Here is a 15274-nt window from a genome sequence, read left to right as displayed (position 1 = left end):
GGAGTCTTCAGAACGGAGCGGAGCTGGTCTCGTCGCTGTCATCCACGTTCGGCGCGGTGACGCTGGGCGGTACCAGGTAGAGGTCGTCTCGGTAATAGCCGAGGATACTACGGCGCAGGTTTTTGTCGGTGTCCTTGCCTATCGACGACAGCCCCTTGAGCACGAATTCGACCTGGAGCTGGTTGTCCTGGTCGCCCTCTCGGTTGCGCACGTAATGGCGGCCGACCAGGCGCACGGCCAGGCAGCAACTGTCCCACTGCACGCCGGCAATGGCTTCCAGGGTCTTGTTGTCCTGGAAGGAATAGTAGTAGCGGCCAACCAGGCTCCAGACCGGGTTGATCGGGTACAGGAAGGAGAAATCGGCCTGCTTGAGCACGTCGCGGCGGTAGCGGTAGGACAGGTTGACCACCCCGTCGCTGCCGATCAGGTAGCGCGAGCGGAAGCTGATCAGGTCGGCGCGGCTGTTGTTGGCGTCGTACTGGTAGGACGCACCCAGGGTCCAGCGATCACTGGGCATGTAATTGGAATCGGCCACCCAGGCCGACTTGCCATTCCTGATCGGCTCCTGGCTGCTGTCCAGGACCACGTTGGAATCCTCGAAGTACAGGATCTGGCCCAGGCTGACGTTGAACTTCTCCAGACCATCGGTCTGGCGGATGCTGCGGCTGGTCAGGGCCAGGGTCAGCTGGTTGGCGTCGGTCTGGCGGTCGGCACTGGAGAAGCGGTTGTCGCGGAACAGCTGGCCGTAGCTGAAGGTCATCATGCGGGTGTCGAACAACGGCAGGTTGCTCTGCTCGCGATACGGCACGTTGAGGTAGTACAGGCGCGGCTCGAGGGTCTGCAGGAATGGGGTTCCGCCCCAGCTGGTGTCGCGGTCGAAGTACAGGCCCGCGTCCAGGGTCGCGATCGGGGTGGAGCGGGTCGGGCTGCGCTCGCCGCCCAGCTGGTCGGCCAGGTCCTTGTCCAGTTCGTAGGCGGTATAGCGATAGGCCAGGCCCGGCTCGACGAACCATGACGGGCCGCGCAGCGGGATGGACACGTAGGGCTTGATGTCGAGCCGGCTGCCACCGTCCTTGTCGCTGTGTTCGAAGCGGGTCAGCTCGGTGTTCATGCCCACGTTGAGCCAATCCAGGATCGGGCGGTCGTACCTGAAGGACAGCCGCGGCAGGGCATCGTAGGGCAGGGTCTCCTCGCTGATGGTGTAGTCGGACAGCTGATAGGTCTGGGCCTCGGCGCGGGCGCTCCAGTAGCGGGACCGGCCGTACAGGCCCGCAGTGTTGGTCAGGACCGAATAGCGCACGCCATCGCCACTGGAAATGCCGCCGTTGTCCTCCAGGTAGCGCGAGTCGCTGATCCAGGAATAATCCGCGCGCGCCTGCCAGATGCTGTCCAGGTCGTGGTGGCCGCGAAAGCGGAAGAAACCGCGATTCTTGTCCTGCAGCGGGTCGCCGTAGATGTCTTCGTCGCCACTGCCCGGCAGGGCATTGGCGTAATCGTCGGCGCGCTCGCGGACCAGGTCGTCGCTGGACATCCAGGCGCCTTCGAGCTTGCCTTCGCCGCCGTGGTACAGGTAGCGGAACTCGCCGCCAAGCAGGATGCCGCGGCTACTCATGTAGCGCGGATAGAGTGTGGCGTCATAGTTGGGCGCCAGGTTCAGGTAGATCGGCTGCTCGTAGTCGAAGCCGTTCTTGCCCGAAAGGCCCACGCTGGGGTACAGCAGGCCGGTCTGGCGGCGGTCGTCGATCGGGAACCTGAACCAGGGCGCGTACAGCACCGGCACCTTGCCGATGCGCACGGTGGCGTGGTGGGCGGTGGCAAAACCCTCGTCGGTGTTGATGTCGATTTCCCTGGCGCGCAGGTACCAGCGGTGCCAGGCCGGGTCATGCGGGTCGCAGGTGGTGTAGGTCGAGCCCAGCAGCTGGCCTTCGGGGCCGGCCATGTGGATGCTGTCGGCGATGCCGTTGCCGCGCCGGGCCATCAGCTGGTACTGGACCTGCTCGATGTTGTGCGTGTCCTGGTCCTGGTTGCCGCTGGCGCGCTTGGCGATCACGCGGATGCCCGCGTCCTGATAGCGCACGTTGCCGTCGGCGGTGTAGGTGCCCTGTTCCTGGTCCAGGCGCAGGTTGTCGGCCCTGAGGAACTGGTCGCCCCGGGTCAGCACCACGTCACCCTGGTAGGTGGTGGTGCTGCTGGTGCCTTCCTGTCTGTCGCCGAAAATCTCGGTGGGCAGCAGCTGGATCTGCTGGCGCCGGGCGGCCTGATCCTGGGGCGCGACCGCGGCAGGTGCGCCGTCGAAGGCCGGAATCGGGTCCTCCACCGGGCACAGCGCGTAGCTGACGGGTTTTTCGTCCGCGGCCCAGGCCGGCAGGGCCAGGGCAATACTGAACGGAATGGGCAGCAGGCGGAGGGCTCGACGCACGCGTGGGGGAGTCCGGATAAAAACGGCCGTTAGATTGCCGTATCGGCGTGCGGGGGGCAATGAAAACGCCGCGGCAACGGCCGGCTCGGGTTCATGCGCCTGTCGGACCGATCCGCGCGCTGGGCATCAGCGCAGCTGGGCCACGTGCGCGACACTGCATTCGCGCAGGGCCTCCAGGTCGTAGCCGCCCTCCAGGGCCGAGACGATGCGCCCGCTGGCGTGGGCCTGGGCGATCTGGCGCAGGCGCCCGGTGAGCCAGGCGAAGTCCTCGGTCTCCAGCATCAGGTCGGCCAACGGATCGCGCAGGTGCGCGTCGAAGCCGGCCGAGATCATCACCAGCTGCGGGCGGAAGGCCTCGATCGCCGGCAGCATCTGGTCTTCCCACAGGTTGCGGAAGTTGAAGCTGCCGCTGCCCGGCGGCAGCAGGGCATTCATCACGTTGCCGGCGCAGCGCTCGGACGGCGCGCCGCTGTAGGGGTAGAGCCCGGATTCATGGCTGCTGAAGTAGGCCACGCGCCGGTCGTGGCAGAAGATGGCCTGGGTGCCATTGCCGTGGTGGACGTCGAAATCCACCACCGCCACCCGCTCCAGTCCGTGCCGCTCCAGTGCATGGGCCGCGCCGATGGCGATGTTGTTGAGCAGGCAGAATCCCATCGCGGCATCGCCGGTGGCGTGGTGGCCCGGCGGTCGCACCGCGCAGAAGGCGGCCGGGTCGCTGCCGTTGATCACCGCATCGACCGCCGCCACCACCGCCCCGGCCGCGCGCAGGGCCGCGGCGCGCGACTCCGGACAGATCACCGTGTCCGGGTCCAGGATCCGGTAGCCGCTGAAATCCTGGTCCAGGACGGTCTCCACGTGCTCTTGGCTGTGGACCAGCAGCAGGTCGCCCAGCTTGGCGACCGGCGCTTCGCGCCAGTCCAGGTCGGCGTGGTCGCGGTGCAGTGCTTCCAGCACGACTTTCAGCCGCGCCGGGCGCTCGGGGTGCTCCGGGCCGGGATCGTGGGCCAGGCAGGCCAGGTGGGTGTAGATGATCATGGCGTGGCGTGGCGGCGCTGGTGGTTCCACAGCACCTCGCCGGCGCCGTCGGCGCGGGCCAGGACCCGGGCCAGCACGAACAGCAGGTCGGACAGGCGGTTGAGGAAGTGGATGGCTTCGGCGCGGACCGGTTCCAGCCTTGCCAGGGCCACGGTCTCGCGCTCGGCCCGGCGCACGATGGTGCGGGCCAGGTGGCAGCGCGCGGCGGCTTCGCCGCCGGCTGGCAGGATGAAGTCGCGCAGCGGCGGCAGGGTGTCGTTGTAGCGGTCCAGGTGCTGTTCCAGCGCGGCCACATCTGCCGCGGTGATGGCCGCGTGGCCGGGGATGCTCAGCTCGCCGCCCAGGTCGAACAGCTGGTGCTGGAGGGTGGTCAGCAGCGCGCCGATGGCCTCATCGACCTTCGGTGCGGCCAGGATCAGGCCGATCGCCGAGTTGGCTTCGTCCACCGTGCCGTAGGCGGCGACCCGGGCCGAATCCTTGCCGGTGCGGCTGCCGTCGCCCAGCCCGGTGCTGCCGTCATCGCCGGTGCGGGTATAGATCCTGGAGAGGCGGTTGCCCATGCGTATCCCGAAGCCAGCCTCAGCCGGCGGTCCGCTCCTGCGCACGGGCCAGGCGCGCGACCTGCGCAAGGCCGACATGGACGATCACGCCCAGGCCCACGTAGATGGCGGTGCTGCGCAGGAACGGCAGGAACCAGTCGCCGTAGTTCTTCGCCCAGCCGGCCAGGGTCGGCTGGCTGACGCTGTCGCTGATCCAGTAGAAGCTCCCCTGGCTGACCAGGTGGCACAGGGCGACAGAGGCGACCAGCGCCAGGCCGGCAACGACCAGTGTGCGGTGGTCGGAGAGCTGCTGGGACAGGCGTGCGGTGAGACTGCCGCCTGCCCACAGGGCCAGATACGCAGGGACCAGGCACCAGTAGGCCGCCGAAACGCAGTAATGCGCCCAGAAATCCACGCCTTGGCCGGTGATCACCACGTAGTCCACGCCGATGGCCAGCGCCATGAACAGCGGGAACGCCCAGCGCGACCAGCTGCGCAGGTAGAAGCCTGCCATGAAGAACACCGCCCAGGACGCATCCGGGATCGGGCCCAGGTGCGTCAGCAACGCCGGCAGATGCGAGCGCGTGGCCACCATCAGGGCGGCCAGGAGCACCAGGATCGCGGCGCGCTGGCCGCTGCGGGTCGGGAGATGACGGGTCATGTGGGGCTTTTCGGGAGAAGCGAGAGGCGATTCTATCGCGGGAGTGGGAGCCGGGGCGATTTCCTTTGGTTCCCCGACGCGCCGTTCAAACATGGCTTGCCTGTGTGCCCGTCCGTGCAGGTTGCCCATGGCCCTGGCCGTATCATGGCGGCCATGAGTGCACGACATGATGTGGTGATCGTCGGCGGCGGCCTGGTCGGGGCCAGCCTGGCGATCGCGCTGGACCGGCTGGGGCGCGATGTCGCCTTGGTCGAAGCCACCCCCCCGGGCCAGGTGCCGGCGGTGTTCGACCAGCGCAACCTGAGTTTGGCCGCGGCCACGGTCAACGCCCTGACCGCGCTGGGCGTGCTGCAGCGGCTGCAGGCCCCGACCGGGCCGATCCGCCGGATCCACGTCAGCCGCGCCGGCGATTTCGGCCGGGTGCTGCTGCAGGCCAGCGACTACGGGCGCAGCGAATTCGGCCAGGTGGTGGTGGCGCGCGATTTCGGCGTGGCGCTGGAAGCAGCGCTGGCCGATTGCCGGCACCTGACCCGCTACCGGCCGGCGAGCTTCCTGGGCCTGGCCCATGACCGAGACGGCCTGCGCCAGGTACGCATCGACGCCGGCGCCGGTGCAACCGAACTGGTCACGCCGCTGCTGGTCGGCGCCGATGGCAGCCACAGCGCGGTGCGCGCGGCGCTGGGAATCGGGGCGCAACGCCACGACTACGGCCAGCGCCTGTTGGTCGCCCGCGTGCGCACCTCGCGCGCGCCCGACGGGACGGCCTGGGAGCGTTTGGGCGAGGCTGGCCCGACCGCGCTGCTGCCGCGCGGCGATCGCCACCACGGCCTGGTCCACGGCGTGCCCGAGGCCCAGGCCGATGCCATCGCCGCGCTGGATGACGCGGCCTGGCTGGCCCATGCGCAGGCCGCCTTCGGCTGGCGTGCCGGCAGGTTCCTGGCCAGCGGTTCGCGCAGCACCTATCCGATCGTCAAGGTCCTGGCCGAACGGGTGATCGCCCCGCGCGCGCTGCTGCTGGGCAATGCCGCGCAGACCCTCCATCCGCTGGGCGCGCAGGGCTTCAACCTGGGTCTGCGCGATGCACTGACCCTGGCCGAGCTGATCGCCGCGGCCGAAGACCCGGGCAGCGATGCGCTGCTGGCCGAGTACCTGCAACGGCGCGCGCCCGATCGCCAGCGCGCGCTGCGCTTCTCCGACGGCCTGGCGCGCCTGACCAGCAACCCCGCGCCGCTGCTGCGGCCGTTGCGCAGTGTCGGCCTGCTGGCCGCCGGCAACCTGCCGGCGGTGCAGTCGATGCTGGTCGGCGGGGCGATGGGCTTTGCCGGCGATGTCCCGGCGCTGTGCCGGCAGGTGGCCGCATGAACCGCCGCGGCCGCAGCGATGTGATCGTGGTCGGCGGCGGGGTGGTCGGCGCGGCCTGCGCATTGGCCCTGGCCGGGCGGGACCTGGAGGTGGTGCTGGTCGAAGGCCAGGCGCCCGCGCCGTGGTCGGCCCAGCAGCCGGACCTGCGGGTCTATGCCTTCGCCCCGGACAACGCCGCGCTGCTGGCGCAGCTGGGGGTCTGGGAAGCGGTGCGCGCTGCGCGCGCGCAGGCCTATCGCCGCATGCGCGTGTGGGATGCGGCCGGCGGTGGCGAGTTGTGCTTCGACGCCGACCGCCTGGGCCGCAGCCATCTGGGCTGGATCGTCGAGCACGCGCTGCTGGCCGATCGGCTGTGGGCGGCATTGCCGGCAGCGGGCGTGCAGGTGCGTTGCCCGGCGCGCGTGGAGGCGATGGCACAGGACGCCAGCGGCGTGCGCCTGCGCCTGGACGACGGCACGCGGCTGGATGCGCGCCTGGTGGTGGCCGCCGATGGCGCCGCTTCCACCGTGCGCCAGCTTGCCGGCCTGCCGCTGCACGGCCACGACTACGCCCAGCGCGGGCTGGTCGGCTACCTGCGCAGCGAGCGCCCGCACGAGGACACCGCGTGGCAGCGCTTCCTGCCGACCGGTCCGCTGGCGGTGCTGCCGTGCACCGCAGGGCGCAGTTCGATCGTGTGGACCTTGCCCAACGCCGAAGCCGCGCGCGTGCTGGCGCTGGACGATGCGGCGTTCTCGCGCGAACTCACCACCGCCTTTGGCGCGCGCCTGGGGCAACTGCAGATCGACTCGCCGCGCGCCGCATTCCCTCTGAAACTGCAGCTGGCCCGGCAATACGTGGAAGGCCGGGTCCTCGCCATTGGCGATGCCGCGCATGTGGTCCATCCGCTGGCCGGGCAGGGCGTCAACCTGGGCCTGCGCGATGTGGCAGGCCTGCGCCAGCTGGTGGCCGACGCGCAGGCGCGGCGCGCCGAGTGGGACACCCCGCATCGCCTGCAGCGCTGGGCGCGCACCCGCCGCAGCGAGAACACCGTGGCCGCCTACACCTTCGATGGCATCAACACGCTGTTCTCCAACGACGAACTGCACACCACGCTGGCGCGCGGCCCGCTGCTGGGACTGGCGGGCAAGCTGCCGCCCTTGACCAACCTGCTGTGGCGCAGGGCCGCCGGCCCGTAGGAGCGCACCGCAGGGGCGCGATTGGGCTTTCCCGGTAAGGCCCGATCGCGGCCATGGGCCCTACGGCCGCATCGCTGGGATTTTGCCCCCTCTCCCCCGCTCGCGGGGGAGAGGGTCGGGGTGAGGGGGACAGAGGTGACGGCCATGCCAACGACGACACATCAACGTCCCGGAGCCGGCTGCGGTTTGCTGGGCTTCAAAGCAAAAACCCCCCTCACCCCCTCAGCCGCTGGCCGCGACTTCCAGCTCTCCCCCGCAAGCGGGAGAGAGGGAGCCCCGAACGCTCGAGAAGACAGTTGCTCCTACGGCAGGAACGGGAACACGATCTTCAACAACCCCTTCAACCCACCCTCGGCGGTGGAGGCGATCGCCTTGGCGCCCAGGCTGTTGAGCGCGTTGCGTGCGTCTTCCCAGCGCAGCCGGGTGAGGTCCTTCTGCAGCAGGTCGGCCACTTCACTGGCGGTGGGCTGGAGCTTTTTCAGCTCACGGGTGATGGCCGCCGGATCGGGCTGCAGGTAGCCCCACTTCTCGGCGATCCTGAGCAGGGTGTCGAAGCGCACCGCCACCACCTCGCGGTTGCGCTCGTAGACCGGCAGCGCGCCCACTTCCAGGATCGCCTGCTCGAACTGCTGGGCATCGTCGGGATGCTCGACACGGATGGCCAGGAAGCCCTCCTTCCTGGCTCGCTCGCTCACGTGCTTGGCCCCGGCACGCAGGTTGTCCTCGGTCAGCACCGTGGCCACGATCCGCTGCAGGGCGGCATCGGATTGCTCCGGCACCAGCGCCCGCCAGCGCGCATAGCCGTCGCGGCGCAGGCTCCTGACCCGCGCGGGGGTGATCCGCAGTTGCAAGGCGACGGCGGCGTTGGAGCTGCCGCGGGAAATGGCCCCGTCGCGCTCCAGCAGGACAAAGGTCAGCAGTTCCAGGTCGCGCTTGTTGAGCGAGCCGAAGCCCTGCATCAGCGACAGGCGCAGGAACGCCTCGGCGAACCCGGCCGGGTCCTTCAGTTCGATCGGTGACATGGCATCCCTCCTGAGGATGGGCAGGATGCCATGCCGCCGTCACGCCGCCTGAGACCCGGCGCGCCGCAAGCGCGCAGGCGGTGGGCGGGGATGCAATCCTTCGTCCGGCAGCCAAACGCCGGATCACGCTGCAACGCCTTGGGTCAGGGAGCGTTCTTCTCCAGTGCCTCAGCCATGCGTGTTTGCCAGCCGGGACCCGTGGCCTTCCAGCGCGCAATGATCTGAGGGGGCAAGCGCAAAGACAGAAGCTGGCGAGGATTGGCCAACTTGGGGCGACCACGCCGCACGAGCTTGTCACCGTGATAAAGATCGGCGCCGGCAATCCAAGCCTCTGTGATCTCTGGCAAGGCGTCGGGATCAGGCAAAGTGGGGGCGGAGTTTTTTTGCTTCACGTTCATGGCAGTGCCTCATGCTGAGGATGCGCCTTGCGGCGCCGCGCGGCGTCCATGCGAAAACGACAAGTCGAGCGTCAAGCCAACCGGCGGTGATGAAGCGCGGCTCGCCATAGTCCTGGCGATCGTCCGCGCGAGTGAAATGGTGGCCGGCGAAGACTTCCTTGGCGCGGAGCAGGTCCAAGCCACGCTCCTGTAGCGTCAGGCGGCGTTTGGCGGGGTCGCATGTGATGCGCACGAATTAAATGTAGCTACGTCAAATGTCCCTGTCAAGCTGCGAGGGACTGTAGTTGCTGGCGAACACGGTGATCTCTTCGCGGTCGTGGTAGAGCTGCTTGGCCCGCACGATGCGCAGTCCGCCGGACTGCTCTTGCAGGAGCCCCAGGCAAAGCGTGGTTTCGTCCCAGCGCTTTTTCATCGGCAGCTTGAGGTTGAAGATGGTGTGGCGGCACCAGCCTTCGCGCAGCCAGGTGGCCATGCGCTCGACCACGCGGCGCGGCTGTTCGACCATGTCGCAGACCATCCAGTCCAGCGGCTGGGCCGGCTGCCAGCGAAAGCCATCGGCGCGCAGGTGCTCGACCAGGCCGCTGTCCAGCACATGCTGGCGCAGCGGGCCGTTGTCCACGCTGGTCACGCGCAGGTGCTGGCGGGTCAGCACCCAGGTCCAGCCGCCCGGCGCGGCGCCCAGGTCGGCCGCGCGCATGCCGGCGCGCAGCAGGTGCTCGCGTTCGTCCGGGCGCAGCAGGGTCAGGATCGCTTCTTCCAGCTTCAGCGCCGAACGCGATGGCGCCTCGGGCAGCAGGCGCAGGCGCGGGATGCCCAGCGGCCACGGCGCGGCGTCGCAGGGCTGGGCGAGCCCCAGAAACGCGTGGTCGCCGTGGACGAAAAGCACGTGCAGGCGCGGCAGGCGCGGATCTTCCTTCGGGCTCAGCAGGCCGGCCTTGCGCAGCGCCGGACGCAGCGCGTTGCCGAAGCTGCGCGCCAGCCCGGCCAGCGGCTTGGCCGCGTCCGAATCGGGATGCTCCACCCACACATCGCCAAAGTGCGGCGCGCCGGCCAGCGCGGCCAGCATCGGCGTGATCCGGTCGGCCGGATCCAGCCCGCGCAGCTCGGCGATCAGGGCCAGCCTCTGCCGGGCGAACACCAGCTGCTGCCAGGGCAGGGCCGCAGGCAGTGCCTGGTCCTCGCAGGCGAAGACCACATAGCCGTCATTGCGTTGGGTGCGCGCGTAACCGGCAAAGCCGGCATCGGCGGCGCGCTGGGTCAGTTCGGCCGCCAGTTCCGGTTCGAAGCCCTGGCGGCAATAGGCCAGCACGCCTTGCACGGCAACGTTCAATACCTGGCGCCGCCGCGCTGGCCATAGGCGGCCAGCACGGCGCAGGCCGCCTGGCGATGCAGGTCGCGCACGACCTCGATGCCACGCTTGCCCAGCTCACCCACCCAGTCGGCCGGCAGCGGGCCTTCGTCGAATTCGGTCAGCGCTTCCACGTCTCCGGCGCGCGCGCCGATCAGCAGCCGGTCCACGCCGGCCCATACGGTGGCACCGTAGCACTGGCAGCACGGCTGGGCCGAAGTGGCCAGGGTCACCGGGCTGGCCAGGACCGCGTTGAGGCGGTAGGTCTGCAGGCGCTGCTGGGCCAGCATGTAGGCCATGTTCTCGGCGTGGGCCAGCGAGGTGTTCTGCGGGACCACGCGATTGACGCCCAGCGAGAGGATGCGATCGTCCGGGCCGAACACCGCCGCGCCGAACGGGCCGCCGCTGCCGTGTTCGACATTCAGCCGCGCCAGTTCGATGGCCAGCGCGACCTTGGCCGCGTCGCCGGGAAACTGCGCGTCGGCATCCACCACATCGTGGATCCAGGCCGGCAGGGTGAGGTGGACCTGGGCGTAGAGCATCAGCGGACCGGGGCCGGCGTGGCGGCCGGATCGTGGGAAGGGGCCGGCCCGTCTTCGGCCGGCACGCAGGTGCCGGCCTGGCACTGGCAGGCGCTGATCGGGCGGAAGCCGCAGATGCCCACCCGGCCGCTGGCCCGGCATTGGGCCTGGACCGCGGCCGGATCGGTGGGACTGTCGGCGTTGACGCAGGCTGGCAGTTCGCCGCAGCAGCTGCCGACGTTCTTGACCACGCACTGGGCGTCGCTCGTGCAGCTGATATCGACCTTGACGGGCGTGGCCCCGGCCGGCGCGGGTGCGGTGGTGACCGGCTGCGCGATCAGCGCCCCGGTGGCTGATGCGGGCGCCGGGTTGGCGGCGGCTGCGGGCGCGCGGGTATCGGACGGCGCTGCCTGGGTGGTGGCGGTGGTGGCAGGCGCGGCGCAGCCGGCGATCAAGGCGATGCCCGCCAGCAGCGCGAACAGGGCCGGGCGTAGGCGCATCAGGCCTGGGCCGCCCAGGTGTCGCGCAGGGTCACGCTGCGGTTGAACACCGGCCTGTCGGCCGTATGGTCGCGGCGGTCGGCGACGAAGTAACCGGTACGTTCGAACTGGAACGACTGCTCCGGCGCGGCCAGGGCCGCGGCCGGTTCGACATAACCGGCCACCACCCGCCTGGAGTCCGGATTGAGGTAATCGCGGTAGCTCTTGCCTTCGCTTTCATCGTCCGGCCTGGGCACCGAAAACAGCCGGTCGAACAGGCGGATTTCCGCAGCCACCCCGCCGGTCGCGCTGACCCAGTGGATGGTGCCCTTGACCTTGCGGTTGGCCCCGCTCATGCCCGGGCGCGAGTCCGGATCCAGCCAGCCGCGCAGTTCGGTGATGGTGCCGTTGGTGTCCTTGATCACTTCATCGCAGCGGATGATGCCGGCCCCGCGCAGGCGCACCTCGCCGCCCGGCACCAGGCGCTTGAAGCCCTTGGGCGGGAGCTCGGCGAAGTCCTCGCGCTCGATCCACAGTTCGCGCGAGAACGGGATCTGGCGGGTGCCCTGGGTTTCATCCTTGGGATGATTGGAAAAGGTCAGGGTTTCCTCATGACCTTCCGGCAGATTGGTCAGCACCAGCCTGAGCGGGTCGACCACCGCCATGCGCCGCGGCGCGCTGGCATCCAGATCCTCGCGCAGGCAGCCTTCCAGCACCGAGAAATCGATCACCGAGTTCTGCTTGGAGATGCCGACCCGGTCCACCAGCAGGCGCAGGGAGGCCGGCGTATAGCCGCGCCGGCGCAGGCCCTGCAGGGTGTACATGCGCGGATCGTCCCAGCCCTCGACCAGGCCCTCGAGCACCAGCTGGGTCAGCTTGCGCTTGCTCATCACGGTGAAGTTGATGTTGAGCCGCGAGAACTCGATCTGGCGCGGCCGGGCCGCCTCGAGCGGCAGGCCCTTGTCCAGCAGCGGCTGCAGCAGCGCCGGATGGCCGGCCAGGTCCACCTTGTCCACGCACCAGTCGTACAGCGGGCGGTGGTCCTCGAATTCCAGCGTGCACAGCGAATGGGTGATGCCTTCGATCGCGTCGGACAGCGCATGGGCGAAGTCGTACATCGGATAGATCGGCCAGGCATTGCCGGTGTTCTGGTGCTCGACGTGCTTGATCCGGTACAGCGCCGGATCGCGCAGGTTGATGTTGCCGCTGGCCATGTCGATCCTGGCGCGCAGGGTGCGGGCCCCATCGGGGAACTCGCCGGCGCGCATGCGGCGCAGCAGGTCCAGGTTCTCTGCCGGGCTGCGGTCGCGCCAGGGCGAGTTGCGGCCGGGCTCGGTCAGGGTGCCGCGGTACTGGCGCACCTGCTCGGCCGACAGGTCGCAGACGAAGGCATCGCCCTGCTGGACGAGTTTTTCAGCGGCCAGGTACAGCACCTCGAAGTAGTCCGAGGCATGGCGCAGGTTGGCCCAGTCAAAGCCCAGCCAGCGCACGTCGTCCTGGATGGCGGCGACGAACTCGGGGTCTTCCTTGGCCGGGTTGGTGTCGTCCAGGCGCAGGTTGCAGGCCCCGCCGAACTCGGCGGCGATGCCGAAATCCAGGCAGATCGCCTTGGCGTGGCCGATGTGCAGATAACCATTGGGCTCGGGCGGAAAGCGCGTGCGCACGCTGCGGTGCCGGCCCTGGGCCAGGTCCTCGCGCACGATCTGGCGGATGAAGTCCCTTTTTTCCGGCGACGCCGAGGCGCCGTCGAGGCGCTTTTCCGGGGTTGAATCGGCGGGAACGGCAGGGGCTTGGGACATGATCGGGCAGGCAACTTGGATAATCGGCAAGTCTAGCCGATGGCCCCGCCGGCCATGGCCCTCGGTCGCGGCCTTGCCCGGCAGGACGCCCCCGGGGCGCTTTTCGCGGCGCCCCGCTCAGCGACAAGCCAAGCCAGGTGGGAGCCGCCATGGCGGCGATGAAGCTTGACCGACAGAGCCCTTCGCCGCCATGGCCGCTCCCACGCCCTGCACGTGCGTGCGCGTATGCTCACCGCACCTCGTTTCCCCCTGGCCACAGGAGCCTTCCATGCAAGTCGCCTATCGCGCCGACAACCTGTTCGACGCCCACCTGGCCAGGCACGCGCTGGAAGACGCCGGCATCCCGGCGTTCGTGTTTGGCGAATCGCTGCTGGGCGCCGGCGGCGAGCTGCCGCTGTTCGGCGTGCTGCGGGTCTGCGTGCCCGATGTGGCGCTCCCGGACGCGCGCGCGGCGCTGCAGGCCAGCGGCTTGCTGGACGGCCCGCAAGACCCCACTTTCGACGGACTGCCCGAGGCGGGCCTGTTGCCCGCCTGAAGGCGCTCCTTCCCCTCCGGAGGTTTCCCATGTTCGAAACACTCAGCAACCGTCTGGGCATCGGCGCGTTCAAGCAGCGCCTGCCGCGCGCAGACGAAGCCCTGCCCGGGCGCGCCCAGCCGCTGCCGCTGCACAACGTGCATTTCGTCAATGGCCATCCGCTGCGGGGCGAGTTTCCCGGCATGGAGATCCTGGGCCTGGGCATGGGCTGCTTCTGGGGCGCCGAGCGCAAGTTCTGGCAGCTGCCGGGCGTGTACACCACCGCGGTCGGCTACCAGGGCGGCTTCACCCCCAACCCGACCTACGAGGAAAGCTGCACCGGCATGACCGGCCACGCCGAAGTGGTGCGGGTGGTGTTCGACCCGGCCAAGGTCTCGCGCGAGCAGATCCTGCGCACCTTCTGGGAAAACCATGACCCCACCCAGGGCATGGGCCAGGGCAACGACCGCGGCACCGAGTACCGTTCGGCGATCTACTGCGAAACGAAAGACCAGTACCAGGCCGCCATCGCCAGCCGCGACGCATACCAGCAGCGCCTGGGCGAGGCTGGCTACGGCCAGATCACCACCGAGATCGTCTACCCGGCACCGCCGTTCTACTTCGCCGAGGACTACCACCAGCAGTACCTGGCCAAGAATCCGAATGGCTACTGCGGCCTGGGTGGCACCGGGGTGAGTTGCCCGATCGCGCTGGAGGCGTAAGTGCCCTGGAATCGCGCACCCGCCGGCTGCAGGCGCTGCACGCACCGGCAAAACCTGAACATCCCGACGCGGTGGGGCGCCACGCTCGGCTAGAATGTCCCCATGCCCGCGCTGTCCGACAACCTGGCCAACCAGCTGCTGATCGCGCTGCCCGCGCTGGACGATCCGCGTTTTTCGCGCAGCGTGGCGCTGATCTGCCAGCACGACGACGACGGCGCCATGGGCGTGGTGGTCAACCGCGCCTCGGAGTACACCCTGGGCGAAGTGCTGCACCAGATGCAGCTGGACACCGACGATGAGGCCCTGCGCAACCGCGTGGTGCTGTATGGCGGCCCGGTCCATCCCGAGCGCGGTTTCGTCCTGCACGACGGCGGTGGCGACTGGGATTCCACCCTGCAGATCAGCGATGACCTGTACCTGACCACTTCGCGCGACATCCTGGAAGCCATGGCCCGCGGCCAGGGCCCGGACAACGCGGTGGTGGCGCTGGGCTGCGCCGGCTGGGGCGCGGGTCAGCTGGAATTCGAACTGGGCGAGAACAGCTGGCTGACCGCGCCGGCCGATCGCGAGCTGCTGTTTGCCACGCCGCTGGACCAGCGCTGGCAGGCCGCCGCCGGCCGGATCGGCGTGGACATGACCCGCATGACGGACTACAGCGGGCACGCATGATGCTTCGGGCCAGGAATGCCTTCCTCGCCCGCGCCTGGCGCTCCTGGCAGACAGCGCATTCGGTTCCTTCCCTGCTCGCTGGCGCGGCTCCATGAGGCTGGACGGCACCGTGCTGGGTTTCGACGTGGGCTCGCGCCGGATCGGTGTGGCGGTGGGCAGCGCCTTTGGCACCGGCGCGCGCGCCCTGGCCGTGGTCGATGTGCATCCCGGCGGCCCGGACTGGGCCGCGCTGGACAGGCTGCGCGCCGAATGGAAGCCCGACGGCCTGGTGGTCGGCGACCCACTGACCCTGGACGGCGGCGACCAGCCGGTGCGCAAGCGCGCCCAGGCCTTCGCCCGCGAACTGCGCCTGCGCTACAGGCTGCCGGTGGTCCTGGTGGACGAGCGTTCCAGCTCGGTCGAAGCCGCCCAGCGCTTCGCCGTGGACCGCGCCCAGGGCCGCAGGCGCAAGCGCGATGCCGCCGCGCTGGACGCGGTGGCCGCGGCGGTGATCGTCGAACGCTGGCTGGCGGCCCCGCATGAGGCCACGCATGTCGAGTGAGCTGTTGCCTTTTCGCCCACGGCAGACGGCGGCACGCGTCCAGCAGCATTCCCTGTTCCCACCATGCCAA

The 15274-nt window shown here is 69.5% G+C and carries 17 protein-coding genes; 6 read left to right on the top strand and 11 right to left on the bottom strand.

The window, feature by feature from the left end:
* Nucleotides 1-7: 7 nt before the first annotated feature.
* The 4 genes from lptD to D9R12_RS11270 form a co-directional block, all read right to left on the bottom strand.
* Complete coding sequence (lptD, locus tag D9R12_RS11285; RefSeq protein WP_122230549.1) at nucleotides 8-2419, bottom strand: LPS assembly protein LptD; 2412 nt, start codon at nucleotides 2417-2419, stop codon at nucleotides 8-10.
* 126 nt (nucleotides 2420-2545) lie between these two features.
* The gene (locus D9R12_RS11280; RefSeq protein ID WP_122230547.1) at nucleotides 2546-3454 is read right to left on the bottom strand and encodes a histone deacetylase family protein; all 909 of its coding nucleotides are present in this window, start codon (nucleotides 3452-3454) and stop codon (nucleotides 2546-2548) included.
* Entirely contained in the window at nucleotides 3451-4014 is a 564-nt protein-coding gene (locus D9R12_RS11275; RefSeq protein ID WP_122230545.1) for a cob(I)yrinic acid a,c-diamide adenosyltransferase, read from the bottom strand. Before D9R12_RS11275 ends, D9R12_RS11280 begins: the two co-directional genes overlap by 4 nt.
* A 19-nt stretch (nucleotides 4015-4033) precedes the next feature.
* Nucleotides 4034-4654 (bottom strand): hypothetical protein, encoded by a 621-nt coding sequence (locus tag D9R12_RS11270; RefSeq protein WP_122230543.1) that lies wholly within the window; start codon nucleotides 4652-4654, stop codon nucleotides 4034-4036.
* Nucleotides 4655-4807: 153 nt separating this feature from the next.
* Here D9R12_RS11270 and ubiH point away from each other — a divergent pair, with 153 nt between their 5' ends.
* Both ubiH and D9R12_RS11260 read left to right on the top strand, forming a co-directional pair.
* On the top strand, nucleotides 4808-6016 hold the full coding sequence (ubiH, locus tag D9R12_RS11265) for a 2-octaprenyl-6-methoxyphenyl hydroxylase (RefSeq protein ID WP_122230656.1): 1209 nt from the start codon (nucleotides 4808-4810) through the stop codon (nucleotides 6014-6016).
* The gene (locus tag D9R12_RS11260; RefSeq protein WP_122230653.1) at nucleotides 6013-7191 is read left to right on the top strand and encodes a UbiH/UbiF family hydroxylase; all 1179 of its coding nucleotides are present in this window, start codon (nucleotides 6013-6015) and stop codon (nucleotides 7189-7191) included. The genes ubiH and D9R12_RS11260 overlap by 4 nt, the downstream gene beginning before the upstream one ends.
* 302 nt (nucleotides 7192-7493) lie before the next feature.
* Here the strand turns inward: D9R12_RS11260 and D9R12_RS11255 are convergent, their stop codons facing one another.
* From D9R12_RS11255 to D9R12_RS11225, 7 genes are all read right to left on the bottom strand, one after another.
* Nucleotides 7494-8213, bottom strand: a complete 720-nt coding sequence (locus tag D9R12_RS11255; protein ID WP_122230541.1) for a hypothetical protein — start codon at nucleotides 8211-8213, stop codon at nucleotides 7494-7496.
* Nucleotides 8214-8356: 143 nt separating this feature from the next.
* A complete protein-coding gene (locus D9R12_RS11250) occupies nucleotides 8357-8611 on the bottom strand; it encodes a BrnA antitoxin family protein (RefSeq protein WP_122230539.1) in 255 nt (84 codons plus the stop codon).
* The gene (locus tag D9R12_RS11245) at nucleotides 8571-8789 is read right to left on the bottom strand and encodes a BrnT family toxin (protein WP_210538822.1); all 219 of its coding nucleotides are present in this window, start codon (nucleotides 8787-8789) and stop codon (nucleotides 8571-8573) included. Before D9R12_RS11245 ends, D9R12_RS11250 begins: the two co-directional genes overlap by 41 nt.
* Nucleotides 8790-8861: 72 nt before the next feature.
* Nucleotides 8862-9929 carry a 23S rRNA (cytidine(2498)-2'-O)-methyltransferase RlmM gene (rlmM, locus tag D9R12_RS11240; RefSeq protein ID WP_122230651.1) on the bottom strand — a complete coding sequence of 356 codons (1068 nt, stop codon included), beginning with the start codon at nucleotides 9927-9929 and terminating at the stop codon, nucleotides 8862-8864.
* Between the two features lie 8 nt (nucleotides 9930-9937).
* The gene (locus D9R12_RS11235) at nucleotides 9938-10501 is read right to left on the bottom strand and encodes a nucleoside deaminase (RefSeq protein WP_014159928.1); all 564 of its coding nucleotides are present in this window, start codon (nucleotides 10499-10501) and stop codon (nucleotides 9938-9940) included.
* Nucleotides 10501-10980, bottom strand: coding sequence for a hypothetical protein (locus D9R12_RS11230; protein ID WP_122230535.1), 480 nt, complete (start codon nucleotides 10978-10980; stop codon nucleotides 10501-10503). Before D9R12_RS11230 ends, D9R12_RS11235 begins: the two co-directional genes overlap by 1 nt.
* Nucleotides 10980-12758, bottom strand: coding sequence for a glutamine--tRNA ligase/YqeY domain fusion protein (locus D9R12_RS11225; protein ID WP_122230533.1), 1779 nt, complete (start codon nucleotides 12756-12758; stop codon nucleotides 10980-10982). Before D9R12_RS11225 ends, D9R12_RS11230 begins: the two co-directional genes overlap by 1 nt.
* Nucleotides 12759-13026: 268 nt before the next feature.
* Between D9R12_RS11225 and D9R12_RS11220 the strand changes: the two genes are divergently transcribed.
* The 4 genes from D9R12_RS11220 (at nucleotide 13027) to ruvX (ending at nucleotide 15204) form a co-directional block, all read left to right on the top strand.
* Nucleotides 13027-13293, top strand: coding sequence for a putative signal transducing protein (locus tag D9R12_RS11220; RefSeq protein WP_014159931.1), 267 nt, complete (start codon nucleotides 13027-13029; stop codon nucleotides 13291-13293).
* Nucleotides 13294-13322: 29 nt separating this feature from the next.
* The gene (gene msrA / locus D9R12_RS11215) at nucleotides 13323-13994 is read left to right on the top strand and encodes a peptide-methionine (S)-S-oxide reductase MsrA (protein WP_122230531.1); all 672 of its coding nucleotides are present in this window, start codon (nucleotides 13323-13325) and stop codon (nucleotides 13992-13994) included.
* A gap of 102 nt (nucleotides 13995-14096) precedes the next feature.
* A complete protein-coding gene (locus D9R12_RS11210; RefSeq protein WP_122230529.1) occupies nucleotides 14097-14663 on the top strand; it encodes a YqgE/AlgH family protein in 567 nt (188 codons plus the stop codon).
* Nucleotides 14664-14754: 91 nt separating this feature from the next.
* Nucleotides 14755-15204, top strand: a complete 450-nt coding sequence (gene ruvX, locus D9R12_RS11205) for a Holliday junction resolvase RuvX (protein WP_014159934.1) — start codon at nucleotides 14755-14757, stop codon at nucleotides 15202-15204.
* Nucleotides 15205-15274 lie beyond the last annotated feature (70 nt).

The sequence above is a fragment of the Pseudoxanthomonas spadix genome, assembly GCF_003703395.1.
GTDB lineage: Bacteria > Pseudomonadota > Gammaproteobacteria > Xanthomonadales > Xanthomonadaceae > Pseudoxanthomonas_A > Pseudoxanthomonas_A spadix.
This window is presented reverse-complemented; position numbering and strand designations above follow the sequence as displayed.

Coding starts and splice junctions, on each gene's coding strand:
- D9R12_RS11280 (WP_122230547.1), bottom strand. CDS start 3,454: ATGATCATCTACACCCACCTGGCCTGCCTGGCCCACGATCCCGGCCCG.
- D9R12_RS11275 (WP_122230545.1), bottom strand. CDS start 4,014: ATGGGCAACCGCCTCTCCAGGATCTATACCCGCACCGGCGATGACGGC.
- D9R12_RS11270 (WP_122230543.1), bottom strand. CDS start 4,654: ATGACCCGTCATCTCCCGACCCGCAGCGGCCAGCGCGCCGCGATCCTG.
- ubiH (WP_122230656.1), top strand. CDS start 4,808: ATGAGTGCACGACATGATGTGGTGATCGTCGGCGGCGGCCTGGTCGGG.
- D9R12_RS11260 (WP_122230653.1), top strand. CDS start 6,013: ATGAACCGCCGCGGCCGCAGCGATGTGATCGTGGTCGGCGGCGGGGTG.
- D9R12_RS11255 (WP_122230541.1), bottom strand. CDS start 8,213: ATGTCACCGATCGAACTGAAGGACCCGGCCGGGTTCGCCGAGGCGTTC.
- D9R12_RS11250 (WP_122230539.1), bottom strand. CDS start 8,611: ATGAACGTGAAGCAAAAAAACTCCGCCCCCACTTTGCCTGATCCCGAC.
- D9R12_RS11235 (WP_014159928.1), bottom strand. CDS start 10,501: ATGCTCTACGCCCAGGTCCACCTCACCCTGCCGGCCTGGATCCACGAT.
- D9R12_RS11230 (WP_122230535.1), bottom strand. CDS start 10,980: ATGCGCCTACGCCCGGCCCTGTTCGCGCTGCTGGCGGGCATCGCCTTG.
- D9R12_RS11225 (WP_122230533.1), bottom strand. CDS start 12,758: ATGTCCCAAGCCCCTGCCGTTCCCGCCGATTCAACCCCGGAAAAGCGC.
- D9R12_RS11220 (WP_014159931.1), top strand. CDS start 13,027: ATGCAAGTCGCCTATCGCGCCGACAACCTGTTCGACGCCCACCTGGCC.
- msrA (WP_122230531.1), top strand. CDS start 13,323: ATGTTCGAAACACTCAGCAACCGTCTGGGCATCGGCGCGTTCAAGCAG.
- D9R12_RS11210 (WP_122230529.1), top strand. CDS start 14,097: ATGCCCGCGCTGTCCGACAACCTGGCCAACCAGCTGCTGATCGCGCTG.
- ruvX (WP_014159934.1), top strand. CDS start 14,755: ATGAGGCTGGACGGCACCGTGCTGGGTTTCGACGTGGGCTCGCGCCGG.